Origin of the sequence: Kitasatospora sp. NPDC101235, from assembly GCF_044767505.1 — a bacterium.
Classification (GTDB): domain Bacteria; phylum Actinomycetota; class Actinomycetes; order Streptomycetales; family Streptomycetaceae; genus Kitasatospora.
In genome coordinates, this window is the sequence record NZ_JBIWNZ010000004.1 from 191479 (window position 1) to 209741 (window position 18263).

Annotated in this window: 15 protein-coding genes; 9 read left to right on the forward strand and 6 right to left on the reverse strand. The window is 72.6% G+C overall.

Annotated elements, in window-relative coordinates; all coding sequences use genetic code 11:
• The first annotated feature begins 24 nt into the window (after positions 1-24).
• Positions 25-1023 (forward strand): hypothetical protein, encoded by a 999-nt coding sequence (locus ACIRRH_RS09625; RefSeq protein ID WP_403064179.1) that lies wholly within the window; start codon positions 25-27, stop codon positions 1021-1023.
• Between the two features lie 10 nt (positions 1024-1033).
• Here the strand turns inward: ACIRRH_RS09625 and ACIRRH_RS09630 are convergent, their stop codons facing one another.
• On the reverse strand, positions 1034-2629 hold the full coding sequence (locus tag ACIRRH_RS09630) for a M4 family metallopeptidase (RefSeq protein WP_403064182.1): 1596 nt from the start codon (positions 2627-2629) through the stop codon (positions 1034-1036).
• 159 nt (positions 2630-2788) lie between these two features.
• On the opposite strand from ACIRRH_RS09630, the gene ACIRRH_RS09635 reads away from it, so the two are divergent.
• From ACIRRH_RS09635 to ACIRRH_RS09660, 6 genes are all read left to right on the forward strand, one after another.
• A complete protein-coding gene (locus ACIRRH_RS09635; RefSeq protein WP_403064185.1) occupies positions 2789-3256 on the forward strand; it encodes a GNAT family N-acetyltransferase in 468 nt (155 codons plus the stop codon).
• Positions 3257-3545: 289 nt separating this feature from the next.
• Positions 3546-4370, forward strand: coding sequence for an ABC transporter ATP-binding protein (locus tag ACIRRH_RS09640; RefSeq protein WP_403064188.1), 825 nt, complete (start codon positions 3546-3548; stop codon positions 4368-4370).
• Between the two features lie 129 nt (positions 4371-4499).
• Positions 4500-5648 (forward strand): iron uptake system protein EfeO, encoded by a 1149-nt coding sequence (gene efeO / locus ACIRRH_RS09645; RefSeq protein WP_403064191.1) that lies wholly within the window; start codon positions 4500-4502, stop codon positions 5646-5648.
• 117 nt (positions 5649-5765) lie between these two features.
• The gene (gene efeB, locus ACIRRH_RS09650) at positions 5766-7067 is read left to right on the forward strand and encodes an iron uptake transporter deferrochelatase/peroxidase subunit (protein ID WP_403064194.1); all 1302 of its coding nucleotides are present in this window, start codon (positions 5766-5768) and stop codon (positions 7065-7067) included.
• A 49-nt stretch (positions 7068-7116) separates the two neighbouring features.
• Positions 7117-7962, forward strand: a complete 846-nt coding sequence (gene efeU, locus ACIRRH_RS09655) for an iron uptake transporter permease EfeU (RefSeq protein WP_403064197.1) — start codon at positions 7117-7119, stop codon at positions 7960-7962.
• Positions 7963-8214: 252 nt separating this feature from the next.
• Positions 8215-8826, forward strand: coding sequence for a DUF4232 domain-containing protein (locus ACIRRH_RS09660; RefSeq protein WP_403064200.1), 612 nt, complete (start codon positions 8215-8217; stop codon positions 8824-8826).
• Between the two features lie 116 nt (positions 8827-8942).
• On the opposite strand, the gene ACIRRH_RS09665 is transcribed toward ACIRRH_RS09660, so the two are convergent.
• The 3 genes from ACIRRH_RS09665 to ACIRRH_RS09675 all read right to left on the reverse strand — a co-directional run bounded on the left by ACIRRH_RS09665 (position 8943) and on the right by ACIRRH_RS09675 (position 14654).
• Positions 8943-11504 (reverse strand): ABC transporter permease, encoded by a 2562-nt coding sequence (locus ACIRRH_RS09665; RefSeq protein WP_403064203.1) that lies wholly within the window; start codon positions 11502-11504, stop codon positions 8943-8945.
• Between the two features lie 56 nt (positions 11505-11560).
• Entirely contained in the window at positions 11561-12331 is a 771-nt protein-coding gene (locus tag ACIRRH_RS09670; RefSeq protein ID WP_403064206.1) for an ABC transporter ATP-binding protein, read from the reverse strand.
• A 199-nt stretch (positions 12332-12530) separates the two neighbouring features.
• Positions 12531-14654 (reverse strand): restriction endonuclease, encoded by a 2124-nt coding sequence (locus ACIRRH_RS09675; protein ID WP_403064209.1) that lies wholly within the window; start codon positions 14652-14654, stop codon positions 12531-12533.
• A gap of 414 nt (positions 14655-15068) precedes the next feature.
• Here ACIRRH_RS09675 and ACIRRH_RS09680 point away from each other — a divergent pair, with 414 nt between their 5' ends.
• Both ACIRRH_RS09680 and ACIRRH_RS09685 read left to right on the forward strand, forming a co-directional pair.
• A complete protein-coding gene (locus tag ACIRRH_RS09680) occupies positions 15069-16013 on the forward strand; it encodes a DUF2797 domain-containing protein (RefSeq protein ID WP_403064212.1) in 945 nt (314 codons plus the stop codon).
• Positions 16014-16132: 119 nt separating this feature from the next.
• Positions 16133-17056: an alpha/beta fold hydrolase gene (locus tag ACIRRH_RS09685; protein WP_403064215.1), complete on the forward strand. Its 924-nt coding sequence runs from the start codon at positions 16133-16135 to the stop codon at positions 17054-17056.
• A 74-nt stretch (positions 17057-17130) separates the two neighbouring features.
• On the opposite strand, the gene ACIRRH_RS09690 is transcribed toward ACIRRH_RS09685, so the two are convergent.
• Positions 17131-17499 (reverse strand): hypothetical protein, encoded by a 369-nt coding sequence (locus tag ACIRRH_RS09690; protein ID WP_403064218.1) that lies wholly within the window; start codon positions 17497-17499, stop codon positions 17131-17133.
• Positions 17496-18200 carry a DUF6232 family protein gene (locus ACIRRH_RS09695; protein ID WP_403064221.1) on the reverse strand — a complete coding sequence of 235 codons (705 nt, stop codon included), beginning with the start codon at positions 18198-18200 and terminating at the stop codon, positions 17496-17498. The genes ACIRRH_RS09690 and ACIRRH_RS09695 overlap by 4 nt, the downstream gene beginning before the upstream one ends.
• Between the last annotated feature and the right edge of the window lie 63 nt (positions 18201-18263).

Consider the following 18263-nt stretch of genomic DNA (forward strand, 5'->3'; position numbering starts at 1 on the left):
TGCCCGCAGTCGCATACTGACGGCATGACGGGTGGAGACGCTGGCCGGGGCCCGGACCGGCGCGGGCTGCTGCGGGCGGGTGCGGCGGCGCTGGTGCTGGGCGCGGCAGGGTGTACGGGCGGGGGCGGTTCGCAGGTGACGGGCACGAGTCCGGCCGCAACGCCCACCGGGACGCCCACACCGCTGCCCACCCCGCTGCCCCACCCGCCCCTCTGGCAGCCCGGCCCCGGCGAGATCCAGCCCGACGTCAAACGCCGTGCCGTCGAGCTGGTCGCCGCGCTCGGCGCCTGGCCGCCCGGTGGGCAGGGCGTGGAGGCGGCCCGGGCCCGGGTGGCGGCTCTCGGCCTGCCGCCCGCGCTGGCGGACCAGGCCGGCCCGCCGGCCCCGGCGGCGACCGAGGCGAGCCTGGAGGTGATCGTCGCCCAGTACGGGGGCATCCTCGCCGACTCGGCGAGCGTGCTGGTGGTCTGCCGTCAGTGGACGCGGGGCCCGGACGGTTCGGTGGCCGAGGACGGCACCACGGTGGACGTCCGGCTCAGCCGGGCCGAACCGCGCTGGACCGTCACCGAGCTGCATCCGGGGGACGCCGGCCCGGCCGCCGCCTCGCCGCCGACCGCAGCAGCCCGGGTGCTGGCCGAGCCCCGGATCGAGCTGCCGCCCGAGGCCGCCGCCGACCTGCGCAGCGGCACGGTGCACGACAGCGTGCTGGAGGCGATGCTGCGGCTGGCCGGCCCGTACACGCTGTCGGTGAGCGTGGTGCGGACCGGCCACCCGCTGGACGTCTTCGGGACGACCCGGCCCAGCGACCATCCGCTGGGCCGGGCCTTCGACGTCTGGCGGATCGACGGCCTGGCCGTGGTCGACCCGGGTACGCCCCGGCAGTTGGTCGAGTCCTTCATGCGGGACGCGGCAGCCGCCGGCTCGTACAACGTGGGCGGTCCGGTGGCGCTTCCGGGCGTCGGCAACCAGTTCTTCACCGACGACACCCACCACGACCACTGTCACGTGGGGTTCGACCACTGACGGACGGGCGTCAGCTGACGTTGACCCCGCTCCAGGCCGCCGCGACCGCGTTGTACTCGGTGCTGCCGGCGCCGTACAGGTCGCGGGCCGCGTTCAGCGCGGCGGCGCGGGCGCCCTTGTAGTTGGTGGTGGAGGTCATGTAGACGGTCAGCGCGCGGTACCAGATCTTGGCGACCTTGTCGTGGCCGATGCCGGTCACCGTGGAGCCGTTGCAGGTCGGGCTGTTGTAGGTGACGCCGTTGATGGTCTTGCTGCCGCTGCCCTCGCTGGCCAGGTAGAACCAGTGGTTGCCGACGCCCGAGGAGTTGTGCACGTCGAGCTTGCCGACGCTGCTGCTCCAGCAGTCGGCCGAGCGGCCGTCCAGCGAGGGCTTGTCGAAGCGGCGCAGCCACGGCGGGGTGGACTGGTCGCTGAACAGGTAGTCGCCGGTGTCGACGCTGTTGTTGGCGTAGAACTCGACCATGGTGCCGAAGATGTCGCTGGTGGACTCGTTGAGGCCGCCGGACTCGCCGCTGTAGCGCAGGTTGGCGGTGGCGCTGGTGACGCCGTGGGTCATCTCGTGGCCCATGGTGTCGAGGTCCACCTGCTCCGGGTCGGTGGTGCCGTCGCCGTCGCCGGTCATCATGCAGAAGCAGGTGTCGGACCACTGGGCGTTGTCCCAGTTCGTGCCGACGTGGACGAAGACGGTGGCGCCCTTGCCGTCGTTCTTGATGCCGCTGCGGCCGTGGACGTTCTTGTAGTAGTCGTACGTCCAGGCGGTGTTGGCGTGGGCGTCGACGGCAGCGGTGGAGCGGTCGGAGGAGAACTTCTTCCCGTCGCCCCAGACGTTGGTGGTGCTGGTGAACGGGGTGCCGGAGGAGGCCTTGAGCGAGCTCGCGGAGAGGTTGTTGGCGTCCTTGGTGACGTGGCCGCGGACCGGGTCGGTCAGGGTGTAGCCGCCGCCGGTCTTGGCGGTGGTGTCGATGGTGACCGTGCCGGTGTACTCGGAGTTCCCGGTGCCGGACGCCTGGTGCTCGGCGTCGTAGGACTCGATCTGCTCGCCGGTGGTGGCGTCGGTGACGACCACCTTGCCCGCCGGCTGGCCGTGCTCGCCGGTGCCCTCGACGGTGGTGCGCCAGGCCAGCCGGGGCGTGCCGTCGGCGGCCCAGACGACCAGCTCGGGGGTGCTGACGGCGTCCTTGACACCCGGGGCGGCGGCCAGCGCGCCGGCCGCGCCGGACTGCGCGGTCACCTTCGGGACGGTCGACTTCACGGCGGCGTCGTGGGCGGCCGCGCGGGAGGAGTCCTTGAGCTTGCCCTTGGCGTCCTGGTGGACGACCAGGTCGCCGCCGACCACCGGCAGGCCCTGGAAGGTGCGGTCGAAGCGGACGTGCGAGGCGCCGTCGGCGTCCAGCACGACGTCCTTGAGCACGAGGTCCTGGCCGGCGCCGAAGCCGAACACCCCCGCGTTGCGGGCGACGTTGGCGCGGGCCTGGGATATCGCGGCCTCGCGCGTGCCGGTGGCGGCGGAGGCCGTGGCAGCCGGAACGGTGGCGCCGGCGAGGGCGGCGACGATCGCGACGGCTCCGGCCACGCGGGCACGGCGGGAGAGGGGCGTGGGGGTCACTCTGACTCCAGTGGGGGTAGCTGTGCAGGGAAAGGAGCTGCGACAGAGATTGACGGCGGTCAGTCAGGTTCAGCTAGAGGAAAGGTCATAACTTTGCCAAGTCGTGTCCTTGGTCCATCAAAAATGATCGAAAGTTAACAGTGGCTCTACAGTGCCGTCGTGACGATCGACTACCAGTGGCGCGGCCTGCTCGCCGATCCCGAACTCGACGCCCTGCACGCCGAGGGCTTCGGCCACCCGGGAGGCGAACCCGCCGAACCCGCCGAGCCCGCCGGTCAATCCGCCGGTCAATCCGCCGGCCAATCCGCCGACCCCGTCGGCCGGCTCGCCCGGCTGGAGCGGCACAGTCTCGGCTGGGTGACCGCCCGCCGCACGGCCGACGGCGCCCTGGTCGGCTTCGTCAACCTGGCCTGGGACGGCGGCGCCCACGCCTTCCTGCTCGACACCGTGGTCGCCCCGGACGCGCAGCGGCAGGGCATCGCCACCCGCCTGGTCGCGCAGGCCGCCGACGGCGCCCGCGCGGCCGGCTGTGCCTGGCTGCACGTGGACTTCGAGCCGCACCTGCGCCCCTTCTACCTCGACGCCTGCGGCCTGCGTCCCACCGCCGCGGGGCTGTTGGCACTCTGAGGCAGGCTCTGGGCCCCCGACCCATGGACGGACGGGTGGGCGCCTGGACCGGCGGCCGGGCGGCGGTCCACGTGGGCGACGTGGCGGACTCGCCCCCTCGTCCCCTCGGAGGCGCGATCCTCCTCCCAACTCCCGTCGGGCAACAGGGTCCTGGTGCGTCCACCCCTCGGACGGCCAGGCCCGCCACCGGAGGCCGGTTGTACTCTGCACGCGGACGGACGGCGCCGGCCCGTCCGGTGCGGCGCCCCGCCCGCACCCTGCCCGGCGCCGCGATCGGAGTCCCGCTGCCATGAACTCGTCCGCCCCCGACTTCGCCGGGCCGCTGCTGCGCACCCGGGACGTGGACGTCGTGCGCGACGGCCGCCACCTGCTGCGCGGGATCACCCTGGAGATCCGGCCCGGCGAGCACTGGGCGCTGCTCGGCCCGAACGGCGCGGGCAAGTCCACCCTGCTCGCGCTGCTCGGTGCGGTCTCCCACCCCACCCGCGGCGAGGTGGACGTGCTCGGCCGCCGGCTCGGCCAGGTGGACATCCGCGAGCTGCGCGCCCACCTCGGGCACGTCAACCCGCGCCACCCGCTGCGTTCGCCGCTGACCGTGCGCGAGGTGGTGCTCACCGGGCACACCAACACCATCGAGCCGGAGTTCCACCGCAAGCCGGCCCCGGAGGCGCTGGAGCGGGCCGAGCAGCTGATCGAGACGCTCGGCATGCGGGCGATGGCCGAGGCCGCGTGGACCACGCTGTCCCAGGGCGAGCGCGGCCGGGCGCTGATCGCCCGCGCGTTGATGCCCAGCCCCCGGCTGCTGCTGCTCGACGAGCCGGCCACCGGGCTCGACCTGACCGCCCGGGAACTGCTGCTGGACAGCCTTGACCTGCTGCGCCACCAGCACCCGGAGCTGGCCAGCGTGCTGGTCACCCACCACCTGGAGGAGCTGCCGGAGAGCACCACCCACGCCCTGCTGCTGCGCGGGGGCGAGTGCGTCGCGGCCGGGCCGGTGGACGAGGTGATGACCACGGAGCTGATCAGCGAGACCTTCGGCCACTCGATCCGGATCAGCCGTCACGAGGGCCGCTGGACGGCCCGGGCCGCCGCCCGCCGCACACCGGGAAGGTAACGGTTCAGGGGGTGGGTGTAGACGGAAAAGTATCCTTACGTAAGGTATGCCTTAGCTAACGACGGTCTGCTGGTCCCCAGTCGGCCGCACTGCCTCGGCACACCCATGCCCTTTTCCGTTGGAGCCCGCATGTCCGCCCGTCGCCGTTCCACCGCAGCCGCGCTGCTCACCCTCGCCGTGGCGACCGCAACCCTGGCCGGCTGCGCGTCCAAGAAGGACGACAAGGCGGCCTCCGCCGACGCGGTCAAGGTGAACGCGACCGACAGCGCCTGCGAGGTCTCCAGGACCAGCTTCCCGGCCGGACACGTCGTGCTGGACATCAGCAACAAGGGCTCCAAGACCACCGAGGTCTACGTCTACGGCGACGGTGACAAGATCATCACCGAGCGCGAGAACATCGGCCCCGGCACCAAGACCAGCATCAACGCCGAGATCAAGGCCGGCTCGTACGAGATCGCCTGCAAGCCCGGCATGGTCGGCAACGGCATCCGCCAGAAGATCACCGTCACCGGCGAGGGCGGCAGCGCCGCGCCGGCCGACCCGCGCCTGGCCGCCGCCGTCGACGCCTACCGCACGTACGCCCAGGAGCAGGCCGACGCCACCATCCCGGCCGTCGAGGCCTTCGTCGCCGCGATCAAGGCGGACGACCTGGAGAAGGCCAAGTCGCTGTACGCGCCCTCGCGCACCGGCTGGGAGCGCACCGAGCCGGTCGCCGAGAGCTTCGGCGACGTCGACCCGAAGACCGACACCCGCGAGGACAAGCTGGAGCCGGGCCAGGCGTGGACCGGCTGGCACAAGCTGGAGAAGTCGCTCTGGGTCGACGCGAAGATCGGCGACGACGAGAAGAAGCTCGCCGACCAGCTGGTCGCCGACCTCAAGGACTGGCAGAAGAAGATCCCCGACGCCGAGATCACCGGGACCAGCATGGCCAACGGCGCCAAGGAGCTGCTGGACGAGGTCGCCACCAACAAGATCACCGGTGAGGAGGAGCGCTACAGCCACACCGACCTGGCCGACTTCCAGGCCAACGTCGAGGGCGCGCAGAAGGCCTACGAGCTGCTGAAGCCGGTCGCCTCCGAGAAGGACGCGGAGCTGGCCAAGACGCTGGACTCCGAGTTCGCCGCCATCAACACCCTGCTGGCCAAGTACAAGCAGGCCGACGGCACCTTCACCTCCTACGACAAGGTCACCGAGGCCGAGCGCAAGACCTTCTCCGACGCGGTCAACTCGCTGAGCGAGCCGCTGTCGAAGCTGGCCGCCGCCGTGGTCGTCAAGTAACCGGCCACGCACACCCGGAGTACCACCCCCACCGACGCCGTGGCGGCCCGTGATCCGGGCGCCACGGCCTCCGTGGGCCAGCGCACAATCCAGCACAGCAGAAGGGCCCGCCCGCAGATGGACGCGGAGAACGAGCAGCAGAACGGGACGCCGGCCGCCGCCGACGCCACCGAGACCAGGGGCGCGGTCAGCCGGCGCGCCGTCATCGGCTGGGCCGGTGCGGGCGTCGCACTCGGCGCCGCGGCCGTCGGCTCGGTCGCCGCGGCGACCCGGCAGGACGACGCCGTTCCGGTGGCCGCCCCGGTCGGTGCCGAGGTGCCGTTCTACGGCGAGAACCAGGCGGGCATATCCACCCCGGTCCAGGACCGGCTGCACTTCGCCGCCTTCGACGTCTCCGAGAAGGCCACCCGGGAGTCCCTGGTCAAGCTGCTCAAGGAGTGGACCAAGGCGGCCGCCGCGATGACCGGCGGCCGCGAGGTCGGCACCGGCGCGGTGCCCGGTTCGCCGGAGGCGCCGCCGGACGACACCGGCGAGGCCCTCGGCCTGCCCGCCTCCCGGCTCACCCTGACCATCGGTTTCGGCCCGAGCCTGTTCGAGAAGGACGGTGTGGACCGCTTCGGCCTCCAGGCCAAGCGCCCCGAGGCCCTGATCGACCTGCCGAACTTCAAGGGCGACAAGCTCGACCCGACCCGCAGCGGTGGCGACCTCTGCGTCCAGGCCTGCGCCGACGACCCGCAGGTCGCCGTGCACGCGATCCGCAACCTGGCCCGGATCGGCATGGGCACCGTCAACATCCGCTGGTCGCAGCTCGGTTTCGGCAAGACCTCCTCGACCACCCCGGACGAGCAGACCCCGCGCAACCTGATGGGGTTCAAGGACGGCACCCACAACATCGCGGGCACCGACACCGCGAAGCTGGCCGACCACGTCTGGGCCGCCCCCGGCGACGGCCCGGAGTGGATGACCGGCGGTTCCTACCTGGTCGCCCGGCGGATCCGGATGCACATCGAGACCTGGGACCGCGCCTCGCTCAAGGACCAGGAGGACACCTTCGGCCGCACCAAGGGCGAGGGCGCCCCGTACGGCAAGGGCAAGGAGCACGACGCTCCGGACCTCAAGGCGATGCCCGCGACCTCGCACGTCGCGCTCGCCCACCCGGACGCCAACAGCGGCCTGATGATCCTGCGCCGCGGCTTCTCCTTCACCGACGGCACCGACGGCCTCGGCCGCCTGGACGCGGGGCTGTTCTTCCTCGCCTACCAGCGCGACACCCGCAAGGCCTTCGTCCCGCTCCAGCAGAAGCTCGCCGCGAGCGACAAGCTCAACGAGTACATCCAGCACGTCGGCTCCGCCCACTTCGCCTGCCCGGCGGGCGTGCGCAAGCCGGGGGAGTGGTGGGGCCAGGCCCTGTTCGGCTGACCCTCTCGCAACCCCCTCGTACCACCTCTAAACCCCCCCAGGAGCCCGCGTGTTCGGCAACTACCTGATCGGCCTGCGTGAAGGTCTCGAAGCCAGCCTGGTCGTCTGCATCCTGATCGCCTACCTGGTGAAGACCGACCGCAAGGACAAGCTGCCGCCGGTGTGGATCGGCGTCGGCTCGGCCGTGGCGCTCTCCATGGCCTTCGGCGCGGTGCTGCAGTTCGGCTCCTCGCAGCTCACCTTCGAGGCCCAGGAGGCGCTCGGCGGCTCGCTGTCGATCATCTCGGTCGGCCTGGTGACCTGGATGGTGTTCTGGATGCGGCGCACCGCCCGGCACCTGAAGTCCGAGCTGCACGGCAAGCTGGACGCGGCGATCGCGATGGGCACCGCGGCCCTGGTGGTCACCTCCTTCCTCGCCGTCGGCCGCGAGGGCCTGGAGACGTCCCTGTTCATCTGGACCGCGGTCCAGGCCACCGGCGACGGCTGGAACCCGCTGGTCGGCGCCGCGCTCGGCCTGCTCACCTCGGTGGTGCTCGGCTGGCTGTTCTACCGGGGCGCACTGAAGATCAACCTGGCCAAGTTCTTCACCTGGACCGGCGCGATGCTGGTCGTGGTCGCGGCCGGGGTGCTCGCGTACGGCGTGCACGACCTCCAGGAGGCCGGCTGGCTGCCCGGCCTGCACAGCGTGGCCTTCGACATCTCCAGCACCATCCCCAAGGACAGCTGGTACGGCACCCTGCTGAAGGGCGTGTTCAACTTCCAGCCGGACCCGACGGTGCTCCAGCTGGTGGTCTGGCTGCTCTACCTGCTGCCCACGCTGGCCGTGTTCTTCAACCTCTTCGGCGGCGGCAAGGCCAAGCCCGCCCAGCCGGTGGCCGCCAAGCCGGCTGCCTGATCCGGCGCTTCGGCACCGCAACCGCCCCGCCCGGCACCCGCCGGGCGGGGCGGTTTTCGCTTTTGTGCGGCGCTTGTAAGGCGCTTGTACGGCGCTGATTCTCGCTGGTTCTCGCCAGCTCCGGCCGGAACAAGTCAGGAAAAGGAGAAAAGCGGTCAGCTCTGACAAACCGCAGCCCCAGTGGAACCGTTCCGCCAGGACCTTCGTACTAAGAGTGACAGCTCCATGCCATTACCCACCCATGGGGGGAACATGACCGTTCGCAGGCCTGCCAGGTTAGTCGCCGCCGGTGTTGCGGCCCTCGCGGCGACCGTACTGCTGACCGCGTGCGACGACGTGAAGTACACGGACGACAAGCCGGGCGACCCGAAGGCGAGCGCCGCCGGGGCCACCGTCCCCGGCGACCCGATGGCCGGCCAGGCGGCCGGTTCGCGGTGCAAGAGCGACGAGATCACCGCCACCGTGCAGATCAAGGGCGCGGGTTCGGCCATGCTGACGATCAAGAACAAGAGCGACCACAACTGCACCCTGTACGGTTACCCGGGCTTCGGCGGTCTGAAGGCCGACAACAGCGCCGACGCGCTGTCGGCCAACCGCGATGCGCACCCCGGGCCGGCGGTGCTGGTCACCCTGAAGCCCAACAAGTCCGGTTACGCGGGCCTCAAGTGGAGCGTCTGCGACAAGTCGGACTCGACCTGCCACGTGCTCACCGGCCTCCAGGTCACCGCGCCGGACGAGACCACGCCGGTCACCGCCGAGGTGCTCGGCCCCGACGGCAAGCCGGCCGGCCAGCTGCTGGTCCCGGCCGCCGGGCTGACCACCGGCACCTTGCAGCCGAACAACGAGAAGGTGCTCTTCAACTGATGCTTCTCACCTGATGCGTTTCGACTGATGATGTTCGGCTGACGACATGACGGAGCCCCCGGGGCGGTTCTCATCGAACCGCCCCGGGGGCTCCCGGCTTCCGTACTTCCGGACCGCTACTGGCTCTTGATCGAGTCCAGGATGTCGAGCTTGGCCGCCCGGTGGGCCGGCCAGAGCGCGGCCAGCAGGCCGATCACGGCGGCCGCGAGCAGGAAACCGACGGTCTGCACCGGCGGCACCACGGTGACGACCTTGAGGCTGCTCGGCATCGTGCGCACGGCCGCCCAGGCGGCCAGGACGCCGAGGCCGACACCCACCAGCCCGCCGAACAGCGCGATCAGCAGCGACTCCAGCCGGATCATCCGGCGGATGCCGAGCCGGTCCAGGCCGATCGCCCGCAGCATGCCGATCTCCCGGCGACGCTCGAACACCGACATCGCCATGGTGTTGACCACGCCGAGCACCGCGATGACCACGGACATGCCGAGCAGCCCGTACATCAGGTTCAGGATGTTGGTGATGATCCGGCTGTTCTCCGCCTTGATCTCCTTCGCACCCTTGACCGCGATCAGCGGGTTGCCGCCGGTCGCGTCGCGCAGCGCCTGCTTCAGCTCCTCGGTCGGGCCGTTCACGCCCTTGACCAGGACCTTGTCCACGCCGGAGCCGGGCGCCGCGTGCGGGCCGATCACAGCCTCCGGGGCGACCACCGAGGCCAGCGCGATGTTGGCCTCCAGGATGCCGCCGACGGTCAGCGAGCCCTTGGCGCCGTCCGGGTAGGTGACGGCGAGGGTGTCGCCGACCTTGTAGCCGGCCTTCTCGGCCCGGCCCGAACTGACCAGCAGCTTGCCCTGCTTGAGGGCGTCCGCAGAGCCCTCCTTGACCTTGACGGTGGCCAGCTGGTCGATGGTCGCGGCGTCCACCGCGGTGATCGACTCGAAATCCTCCCCGTTCTGCCCGGTCCTGACCGCCATGTCGCGCTCCGTGCTCATCACGCTGACGCCGGGCGCCTTGGCGATCTGGGCGGCGACCTCGGGGGAGAGCGGGGAGACGTTCTCCATCGCGACCGTGTAGTCGGCCTTGAAGTCGCTCGCGGTGACCTTGTCCATGGCCTGGTTCACCGAGGCGCCGATGACGGTCAGCGAGGTGATCAGGGTGACGCCGATGGTCAGCGCCGAGGCGGTGGCGGCGGTGCGGCGCGGATTGCGGACCGCGTTCTCCTGGGCCAGCTTGCCCGGCGTGCCGTACACGGCGCGCAGCAGCGGGGCGAACAGCGCGATCAGCGGCCGGGACAGCAGCGGGGTCAGGACGAACACGCCGATCAGCAGCGCGCCCGCGCCGACGCCGACCAGCTTGACCTCCTTGGTGCCCACGCCGGCCGCCAGCGCGACGGCGCCGACCAGGGAGAAGAGCGAACCGATGGTGTTGCGGACCACCAGGCCCTTGTGGGTGGGGGGCTGTTCGGCCGAGCTCATCGCCGCCACCGGCGCGATCCGGGAGGCCCGGCGGGCGGGCAGCCAGGCGGCCAGCACCGTGACCAGCACGCCGACCACGATCGCGGCGATCACCGTGCGCGGGGCGACGATCAGCGGGCCGTCCGGCAGGTTGGCGTCGAACGGGCCGTTCAGCAGCGCCTTGAGCCCGACGGCGATCCCGATGCCGGCCAGCAGACCGGTCACCGAGGCGGTCAGGCCGACCAGCAGCGCCTCGATCAGCACCGAGCGGGTGATCTGACGGCGGGTGGCGCCGACGGCGCGCAGCAGGGCCAGCTCCTTGGTGCGCTGGGCGACCAGCATGGTGAAGGTGTTGGCGATGATGAAGATCCCGACGAACAGCGCGATGCCCGCGAAGCCCAGCAGGGCGGTGCTCAGCACCTGGGTGCCCTGCTTGATCATCCGGTCCTGCTCGTCGGCGAGCTCACGGCCGGTTTTGGCCTCGATGTTGTCGCCCTGCGGGACGGCCTGCTTGACGGCGGCGAGCAGCGCGGAGTCGTCGGCACCCGGCTTGGCCTTGACGTCCAGCTCGGCGAAGCGGCCCGGGCTCAGGTAGAGCTGCTGGGCGGTGGCGGTGTCGAAGGCCGCCAGCGAGCCGCCGGCCACCACCCGCGGGTCGTTGGTGTTCACGGTGCCGGTGAGCTTGAGCTTCATCACCGGGCCGTTGACCGCGACCCGGATCGTGTCGCCGACCTTGAAGCCGCCCTTGTCGGCGGTCCTGGCGTCCAGCGCGATCTCGGTGGCGTCCTTCGGGCCGCGGCCCTCGACCAGCGGGTAGCGCGGGTCGGTGCCGTCGGCGCCCGGCACGTAGTTGGTGCCGGTGGTGGAGAAGCCGTTGCCGATCAGCGCGCCCTTCTTGTCGGCGATGCCGGCGAAGCCGCTGACCACACCGCGGACCTCGGCGATGTCGGGCAGCGCGGCGACCTTCGTACGGGCCTCCTCGGTGAGGGTCGGGCTGTCGACGGCCCGGTCACCGTGCTGGTAGCTGAGGTTCGCGGCCTCGTGGTCGCTGACCGTGACGGCGATGTCGGTGTAGCTCTTGGAGCTCTGGGTCCTGAGCGCGTTGCCGAAGGTGTCGGAGAAGACCAGCGTGCCGGCCACGAAGGCGGTGCCGAGCATGACGGCCAGTACCGTCATCAGCAGTCGGCCCTTGTGGGCGAGCACGTTGCGCAGTGCGGTGCGGAACATGAGGGGGTGTCAGTCCTGGGGTACTCGGGGGACGGGTGCGTTGCGGGGCGAGGGGCTCAGCTGGTGCGGCCCTTGGCGTCGAAGCGGCGCATGCGGTCCAGGACGGTGTCGGCGGTGGGGTTGTGGAGTTCGTCGACGATGCGGCCGTCGGCGAGGAAGACGACGCGGTCGGCGTAGGAGGCGGCGACCGGGTCGTGGGTGACCATGACGACGGTCTGGCCGAGTTCGCGTACGGAGTTGCGCAGGAAGGAGAGGATCTCGGCGCCGGAGCGGGAGTCGAGGTTGCCGGTGGGCTCGTCGGCGAAGATGATGTCGGGCTTGCCGGCCAGGGCGCGGGCGCAGGCGACGCGCTGCTGCTGGCCGCCGGAGAGCTGGGAGGGCCGGTGGCTGAGGCGTCCGGACAGGCCCACGGTGTCGACGACGCGGTCGAGCCAGGCCTTGTCGACCTTGCGGCCGGCGATGTCCATCGGGAGCGTGATGTTCTCCAGGGCGGTCAGCGTGGGGAGCAGGTTGAAGGCCTGGAAGATGAAGCCGATGTGGTCCCGGCGCAGCTGGGTGAGCTGCTTGTCCTTGAGGCCGACGAGCTCGGTGTCGCCGATGGTGGAGGAGCCGGAGGTGACGGTGTCGAGGCCGGCCATGCAGTGCATGAGGGTGGACTTGCCGGAGCCGGACGGGCCCATGATGGCGGTGAACTCGCCCTGGGGGAAGACGACGCTGACGTTGTCGAGGGCGACGACGCGGGTCTCCCCCTCCCCGTAGACCTTGTTCAGGCCGGTGGCTCGGGCGGCCGCCAGGCCGGTGTGGACGGCGGTTGCGGGGAACGTCACGTGGACTCCTGGTACGGATGAACGGAATGTTTTGTTCCGTAACATCATCCCAAGCTGTTCGAATGCGACGTGTATGCCGCGAGGGCGGTCGGCCCCCGCCGACCCGGCGGGGTGGCGGGGGCGCTCTCCTCCTCAGGTATGACCCGACCCCTGAGGACCAAGGGCCTGGCCGGCTGCTGGGGGCCGGGATCGAGGCTGCCTATTCCACCGCCACGCCGAAGGCCGACGCCAGCCCGGCCAGGCCGTTCGCCACCGCCCGTCCGGACGGGCTGAACTCCCAGCCGCCGCCGGCCCGGAGGAACGCCCCCAGCAGCATCGCGCTGTCCGGCACCCCGCCGGTCGGGCCCGCCCAGGCGCCCGGGCCGCCCGCGCCCGGCCCGTACGCGGCGGCGAGAGCCAGCCCGTGCACGTAGCCCAGCGGCAGCGCCGGGTGCTCCTCCTCCTCGGTGGAGACGGCGACCACCACCTCCTCGACGGCGGCCGGCAGCCGGTGCAGGTCCAGGGCAAGCCGGACCGCCCGGGTCGGTTGGCCCGGCACCGAGTGGGTCGGATGCAGCCGGACGGCGCCGTCCGGGTCCTGCGGGCTGTTGAAGAACACGAAGTGCTCGTCGCTCAGCACCCGGCCGCCGGCGCACAGGAAGGCGGTGACGTCCAGCTCCACCGCGTCCCCGCCGGCCGTCCGGCTCTGCCAGCTCACCGTGAGGGCGGTCTCGCCGGCCTCCTCGGGCTTGTCGTCCGCAGCCGTGGCAGCGGCGGCGGCGGCACCGCCGCCGAGCCGGCCGCGCAGGCCCTGCTCGGCGAGCAGGGCGACCAGTTCCGGGCCGCTCACCAGGGTCAGTGGCTTGCCCTCGATGTAGCTGTACGAGCCGCGGCCGAACCCCGCGGTGGTGACCAGGATGCCCTTGATCGCGCCGTGGTGGCGGACGGTGGACTCCAGGTCGCGCACCGCCGTCGGCGGGACGGTCTTCTTGTAGCGCTTCGCCTGGATCACGATCTTGCCGCCGGTCACCGGGTCCAGGTCCTCGGCCACCACGTCCACCCCGACGTCGCCGCTGCGGGCCGTGGTCATCACCCGGAAGCCGCGCAGCCGGAACAGCTCGGCGATCAGGTCCTCGAAGTCCAGCGGGTCCATCGCGAACAGGTCAGGCTCGTCCTCGCCGCCGTGTCCGGCCAGGCTCCCGCCGATGCTCTCCGGCCGCCGGTCCGGGCGCACCTCGTCCAGCCGCTCCGGGCGCGCCGACAGCCGGCCGCCCAGGCCCTGGAAGCACTCCACCGGGGCCACCCGGTCCAGCGCCAGGGCGGCGAAGCCGGCCCGGGTGGCGGTCAGGGTGGAGAGGAAGCGCTCGGCCTCCCGGCCGGTCGCCGGGTCGATGCCGAGGACGAAGCCGTTCAGCACCACCGAGTCCAGCAGCCCGTCCCGGTCCGCCCGGAACAGCTCGGCCGCCACCCGCAGCGCCGACTGCGCCAGCACCTCCCGGTACAGCGCCTTGCGCTCCGTCGCCGGACGGGCCACCTCCGCCTCACGGTCGTCCGTCTTCACGTACCGCACCCGGGCGGCGGCCGGCACCACGTCCGGCCCGGGCAGCTCCCAGTCCACCACCAGCTGGCGGTTCCCGGCGTCGAAGGCCGCCACCAGCCGGTGCGGGAAGCCTTCCGGCCAGTCCGCCGAGGCGTACAGGCCGGCCGTGAAGTACTCCTGCACCGCCTCCGGCTCACCCGCCCGCAGTCGGCGCAGCAGCTCCTCGGTCCGGGCGCCGAGCTCCTCCTGCTGCCGCCGGGACTGCTCGACCCGGGTCAGGTACTCCTGGTGGTACGCGGCCAGCCGGTGCTGCCGGTCGGCCTCCCGGGCCTGCGCGGCGTACCAGTCCTGCTCGAACCGGGCACGGGCCTGGGCCAGGTACTGCTCGTACTGCTGCCGCACACCCGGGTTGCGGGCCTGGACCGGGTCCGGCGGCGGCACGAAGTACCGGGCCGATGACTGGTCCGGCATCGGCACCGGCTCGCCCAGCGGCCCCGGGTCGAACGGCGGCACCGGCTGCGGCGCCAGCAGGGCCTGCGGGCCGAAGGCCTGCGCGGCCAGCCCGGCGGCCAGCAGCCCCCTCAACTCCTCGACCCGGGCGTCCAGTTCGGCCGTCCGCCGGGCGACCTCCGCCTCCCGCGACTGCTGGTAGGCGCGTTGCGCCTCGCGCTCGTCGCGGGCGGCCGCCTTCTGCGCCTCACGCTGCTCCCGCTCCCGGCGGCGCTGCTCCGCCGCCTCGGCGCGCCACCGGGCCTCCTCCCGGCGCTGCTGCTGCCGCTGCGCCTCCGCCCAGATCGCCAGCACCCCGCTGCTCCGCCGCCCCGACACCGTCCGCCCACCCCATTCGCCTCGCGCCGACTCGACCGCTGCCGCGTCGCCTCCCGGCCACGCCGCCGACCGCGCCCGCCACAATAGAACGTGAACACCCCGCCCGGCCAAGCGCCGATGACCTGCGGGCCTTCCGGAGCCACCGGAGGGCGCTCCGGGGCCCGAGCACCGGCCGCCGTTCGAGGGGTGGGCGCCGGGCGCTGAGCGGCGCAGGGGCGCCAAGGGGGAGACGTAGGGGGAGAGTTCACGGGCGGCCCCGGGCGGAACGCCGGCCGGTGGAGACCGGCCGCCTCCCGGATCCGGGCCGCACCCGCCGCGCACGTCGGCGCAGCAGCCCGCGCTGTCGGTGGCACCGGGTAGTCTCGACGGCTACGGACGGCAAGGAGAAACGTGACGATCCCCCCGCAGCACCCGGAGCAGCAGGCCCGCCCCGGCGGCTGGATCTCCACCGGCCTGAGCTGGCGGGACGGCCGCGCCGTGCTCGGGGCCGCGCGCGGCGCCCGGGTGCACGAGCGCGCCGTCGCGCCGGGGGCGGAGGTCGGCTGGCTGCTGGGCGGCCCGCGCCGCTGCGTCGGGGCCTGGCTGGCCGGGGCGACGGAGCGGACGCCCTGCCCGCACCACGCGGTGATCGATCCGGGCGGCGGCGCGACGCAGTGCCCGGCCTGCCAGAGCGTGGACCGCGGCCTCGCCCTCGCCCGGGACCAGATCCTCGACGACGGCCGCACCTACCTGCTCTACCTCGCCTGGTTCGGCGAGGGCCTGCTCAAGGTCGGCCTGACCGCCGAGCAGCGCGGCGACAGCCGGCTGCTCGAACAGGGCGCGCTGGCCTACGTGTTCACCGCCCGAGGCGCCCTGCCGGCGATCCGGCGCGCCGAACTCACCGTCGCCGCCTCGGGCCTGGCCCGCGAGCGGTACAAGTCCCGGCTCAAGACCGACCACTGGTGGTCGCACGGCGACGCCCCGTACCGCCGTGCGGTGCTCACCGAGGCCCGCGCCCGGGCGCACGGGCTGCTGGGCGGCCACGCCCTGGAACTGCTCGCCGACCGTCCGGTGGTCGACCACGTCGAGCGCTACGGCCTGGCCGGCGGCGCCCCGGAGGCGTACCGGGAGATCGCCGGGCTGGCCGACGGCGCGGTCGTCGCGGGCCGGCTCCGGCCGCCGGTGGGCCGGCACCTCTTCCTCGATCAGACGGACGGCTCCGGCCCGCTGCTGCTGGACACCCGGCTGCTCACCGGCTGGACGCTCAGCCCGGTCGCCGGCCGCGGCTCCGAGGGACTGACCCTCCACGAGCGCCTGCGTCCGCCGGAGCCGGACACCCAGGAGGCGCTGTTCTGAGAGCTCCCGCGAGTTCCCGCGGAACCGCCCCGACCATCGTGGTTGCGTAATGAAACCACAAGGGCCTAGCCTCGGCCTTGCGGTTTTAATTTGCTACCACTTTGGAGCGGATCCAGCCCATGATCGCTGCCCACGAGACCTTCGACGGCACCTTCCCGTACCGACCGCACTTCAGCGCGGCCCCCGGCTTCCCCATGCACTACGTGGACGAGGGGGCCGGCCCCGTGGTGCTCTGCCTGCACGGTGAGCCCACCTGGGGCTACCTCTTCCGGGACCTGATCCGCCGGCTGGCCCCGACCCACCGGGTGGTCGTCCCCGACCACATGGGCTTCGGCAAGAGTGCCACCCCGGCCGACCGCAGCTACTGGCTGCAGGACCACGTCGACAACCTGGAGGCGCTGGTCCTGGACCTCGGCCTGCGTGAAATCACCCTGGTCATGCACGACTTCGGCGGGCCGGTCGGCATGGGCCTGGCCGTCCGTCACCCCGGGCTGATCACCCGGGTGGTGAGCGTCAACGGCCCCACGCCCTTCGGCCAGCCCGGCCTCGGCGCGGCGCTCGCCGCCAACGCGGCCGAGTCCCCGTGGTTCGGCTGGATCGCCCGGGCGCATGCCGACGGGAGCCTGGGCGCCGTCCTCGGCGAACTCGGCCACACGATCCTCGGCATCCTGGAGCTCAACGGCTTCCGGGAGAACGTCCTGACCGTCGACACCCGGCCGGCCGCCTACGGCGCGGCCTTCCCCTCCCGTGCGGAGGCCGCGGGCGCGATCGGCTGGGCGGAGGGCTTCGCGACCGGGGCGCACACCTTCGCGGCCCCGAGCGCAGAAGCCCGCGCGGCGCTCGCCGCCCTGCCCGCGCTCGCCCTGTGGGGTGCGGACGACCGGACGCTCGCCGCCCGGCACTTCCTGCCGCTGTTCGCCGAGGCGTTCCCCCACGGGCGGGTCGTCGAACTGCCCGCCGTCGGCCACTACAGCCCCGAGGACGCCCCGGACGCCGTCGGCGAGCTGGTGCAGCGCTTCCTCGCCGAAACCGCCGCCGCCTGACCCGGCCGGCACCCCCGTCCCGCCCGGGCCGGACGGGACGGGGGCCTACGGCGCCCCGGACGCCGGGCGGCCGGTCAGCCGCTGATCAGGGCCAGGAGCTGGTTCGCCAGGCCCAGCGCCGGTGCGGCGGCCTCGCCGAGGCTCTGGGCCAGACCGGCCAGCAGCAGAAGGGTGTTGCGCCGCCGGCCCGGCTCCTCGGCGGCCGGGCTGTTCAGCACCGGCAGGGCCTCGGCGAGGCTCTGCCGGTCCGCCTCGCGGAGCCGGCCGTCGCGGGCCAGCTCGGTGACCACGTCGGCGAGCCGGGAGAACAGCGCGGCCACCTCCGGCGGCAGCGCCTCGCCGCCGACCGGGCCGTTGTTGTGCTGGATGCCGACGTTGTTGCTGCCGCCGTGGATGGTGACCCGGTCGCCGTACTGGACGTTCGGGCGCTCGTTGTCGCTCACTTGCTGACTCCCGTGTTTCCCTGACCGCCGTAGATGTTGACGCTGTCGCCGAACTGGTACTGCCGCAGGTCGACGCTGATGGTCTGGACGACCTGCTGGAACTCGGCCTGCGGGTTCTCGATCGCGCGGGTGATGGCGGCCTGCAGCTCGAACGCGGGCTGCGGGGTGTGCCAGGCCAGCACCGCGGTCGGCGGGCCCGCCGTGTCGACGGCCAGCACGTACAGGTCGGGCCGGCGCAGCACCGGCCAGGTGAAGATCAGGAAGTAGGCCGCCACGACGATCACCCCGCCGAAGACCATCGCGCCGGACCCGGAGTCCGAGGACGAGCCGTACGGGCTCGACGATCCGCCGGTGGCCTGCGAGACCACGAACACGGGCACGAAGACGACCAGGGCGAAGGCGAGCAGCCGCAGGAGCGCGCGGCGCCGGCCGGGGACGATCAGCGAGGTGCCGACCCGGGCCACGTTGGCCAGCGGGTACGCCGCCTGCCCGACCCAGAGGATGCGGTTGGTGACCGCGACCCGGATGGTGGCCGGGGCACCGGCGGAGCCGCTCGCGAAGGCCGGCGGCGGGGCGGCGGGCGGTGGCGGCCCGAACGGGGCCGGTGTCGGCGGCCCGCCGGGCGGCGGCGGAGCGGACGGGAAGGAGCCGGTCTGCCCGGCCCGGGTCGAATCGGCAGGATCGGTCGGCTGCATGGCCATGTCCCCCAAGACTGTCGTGCGAGGGAGGACAATGTGCCAGCACGTTCCGGGTCTGCACAAGTT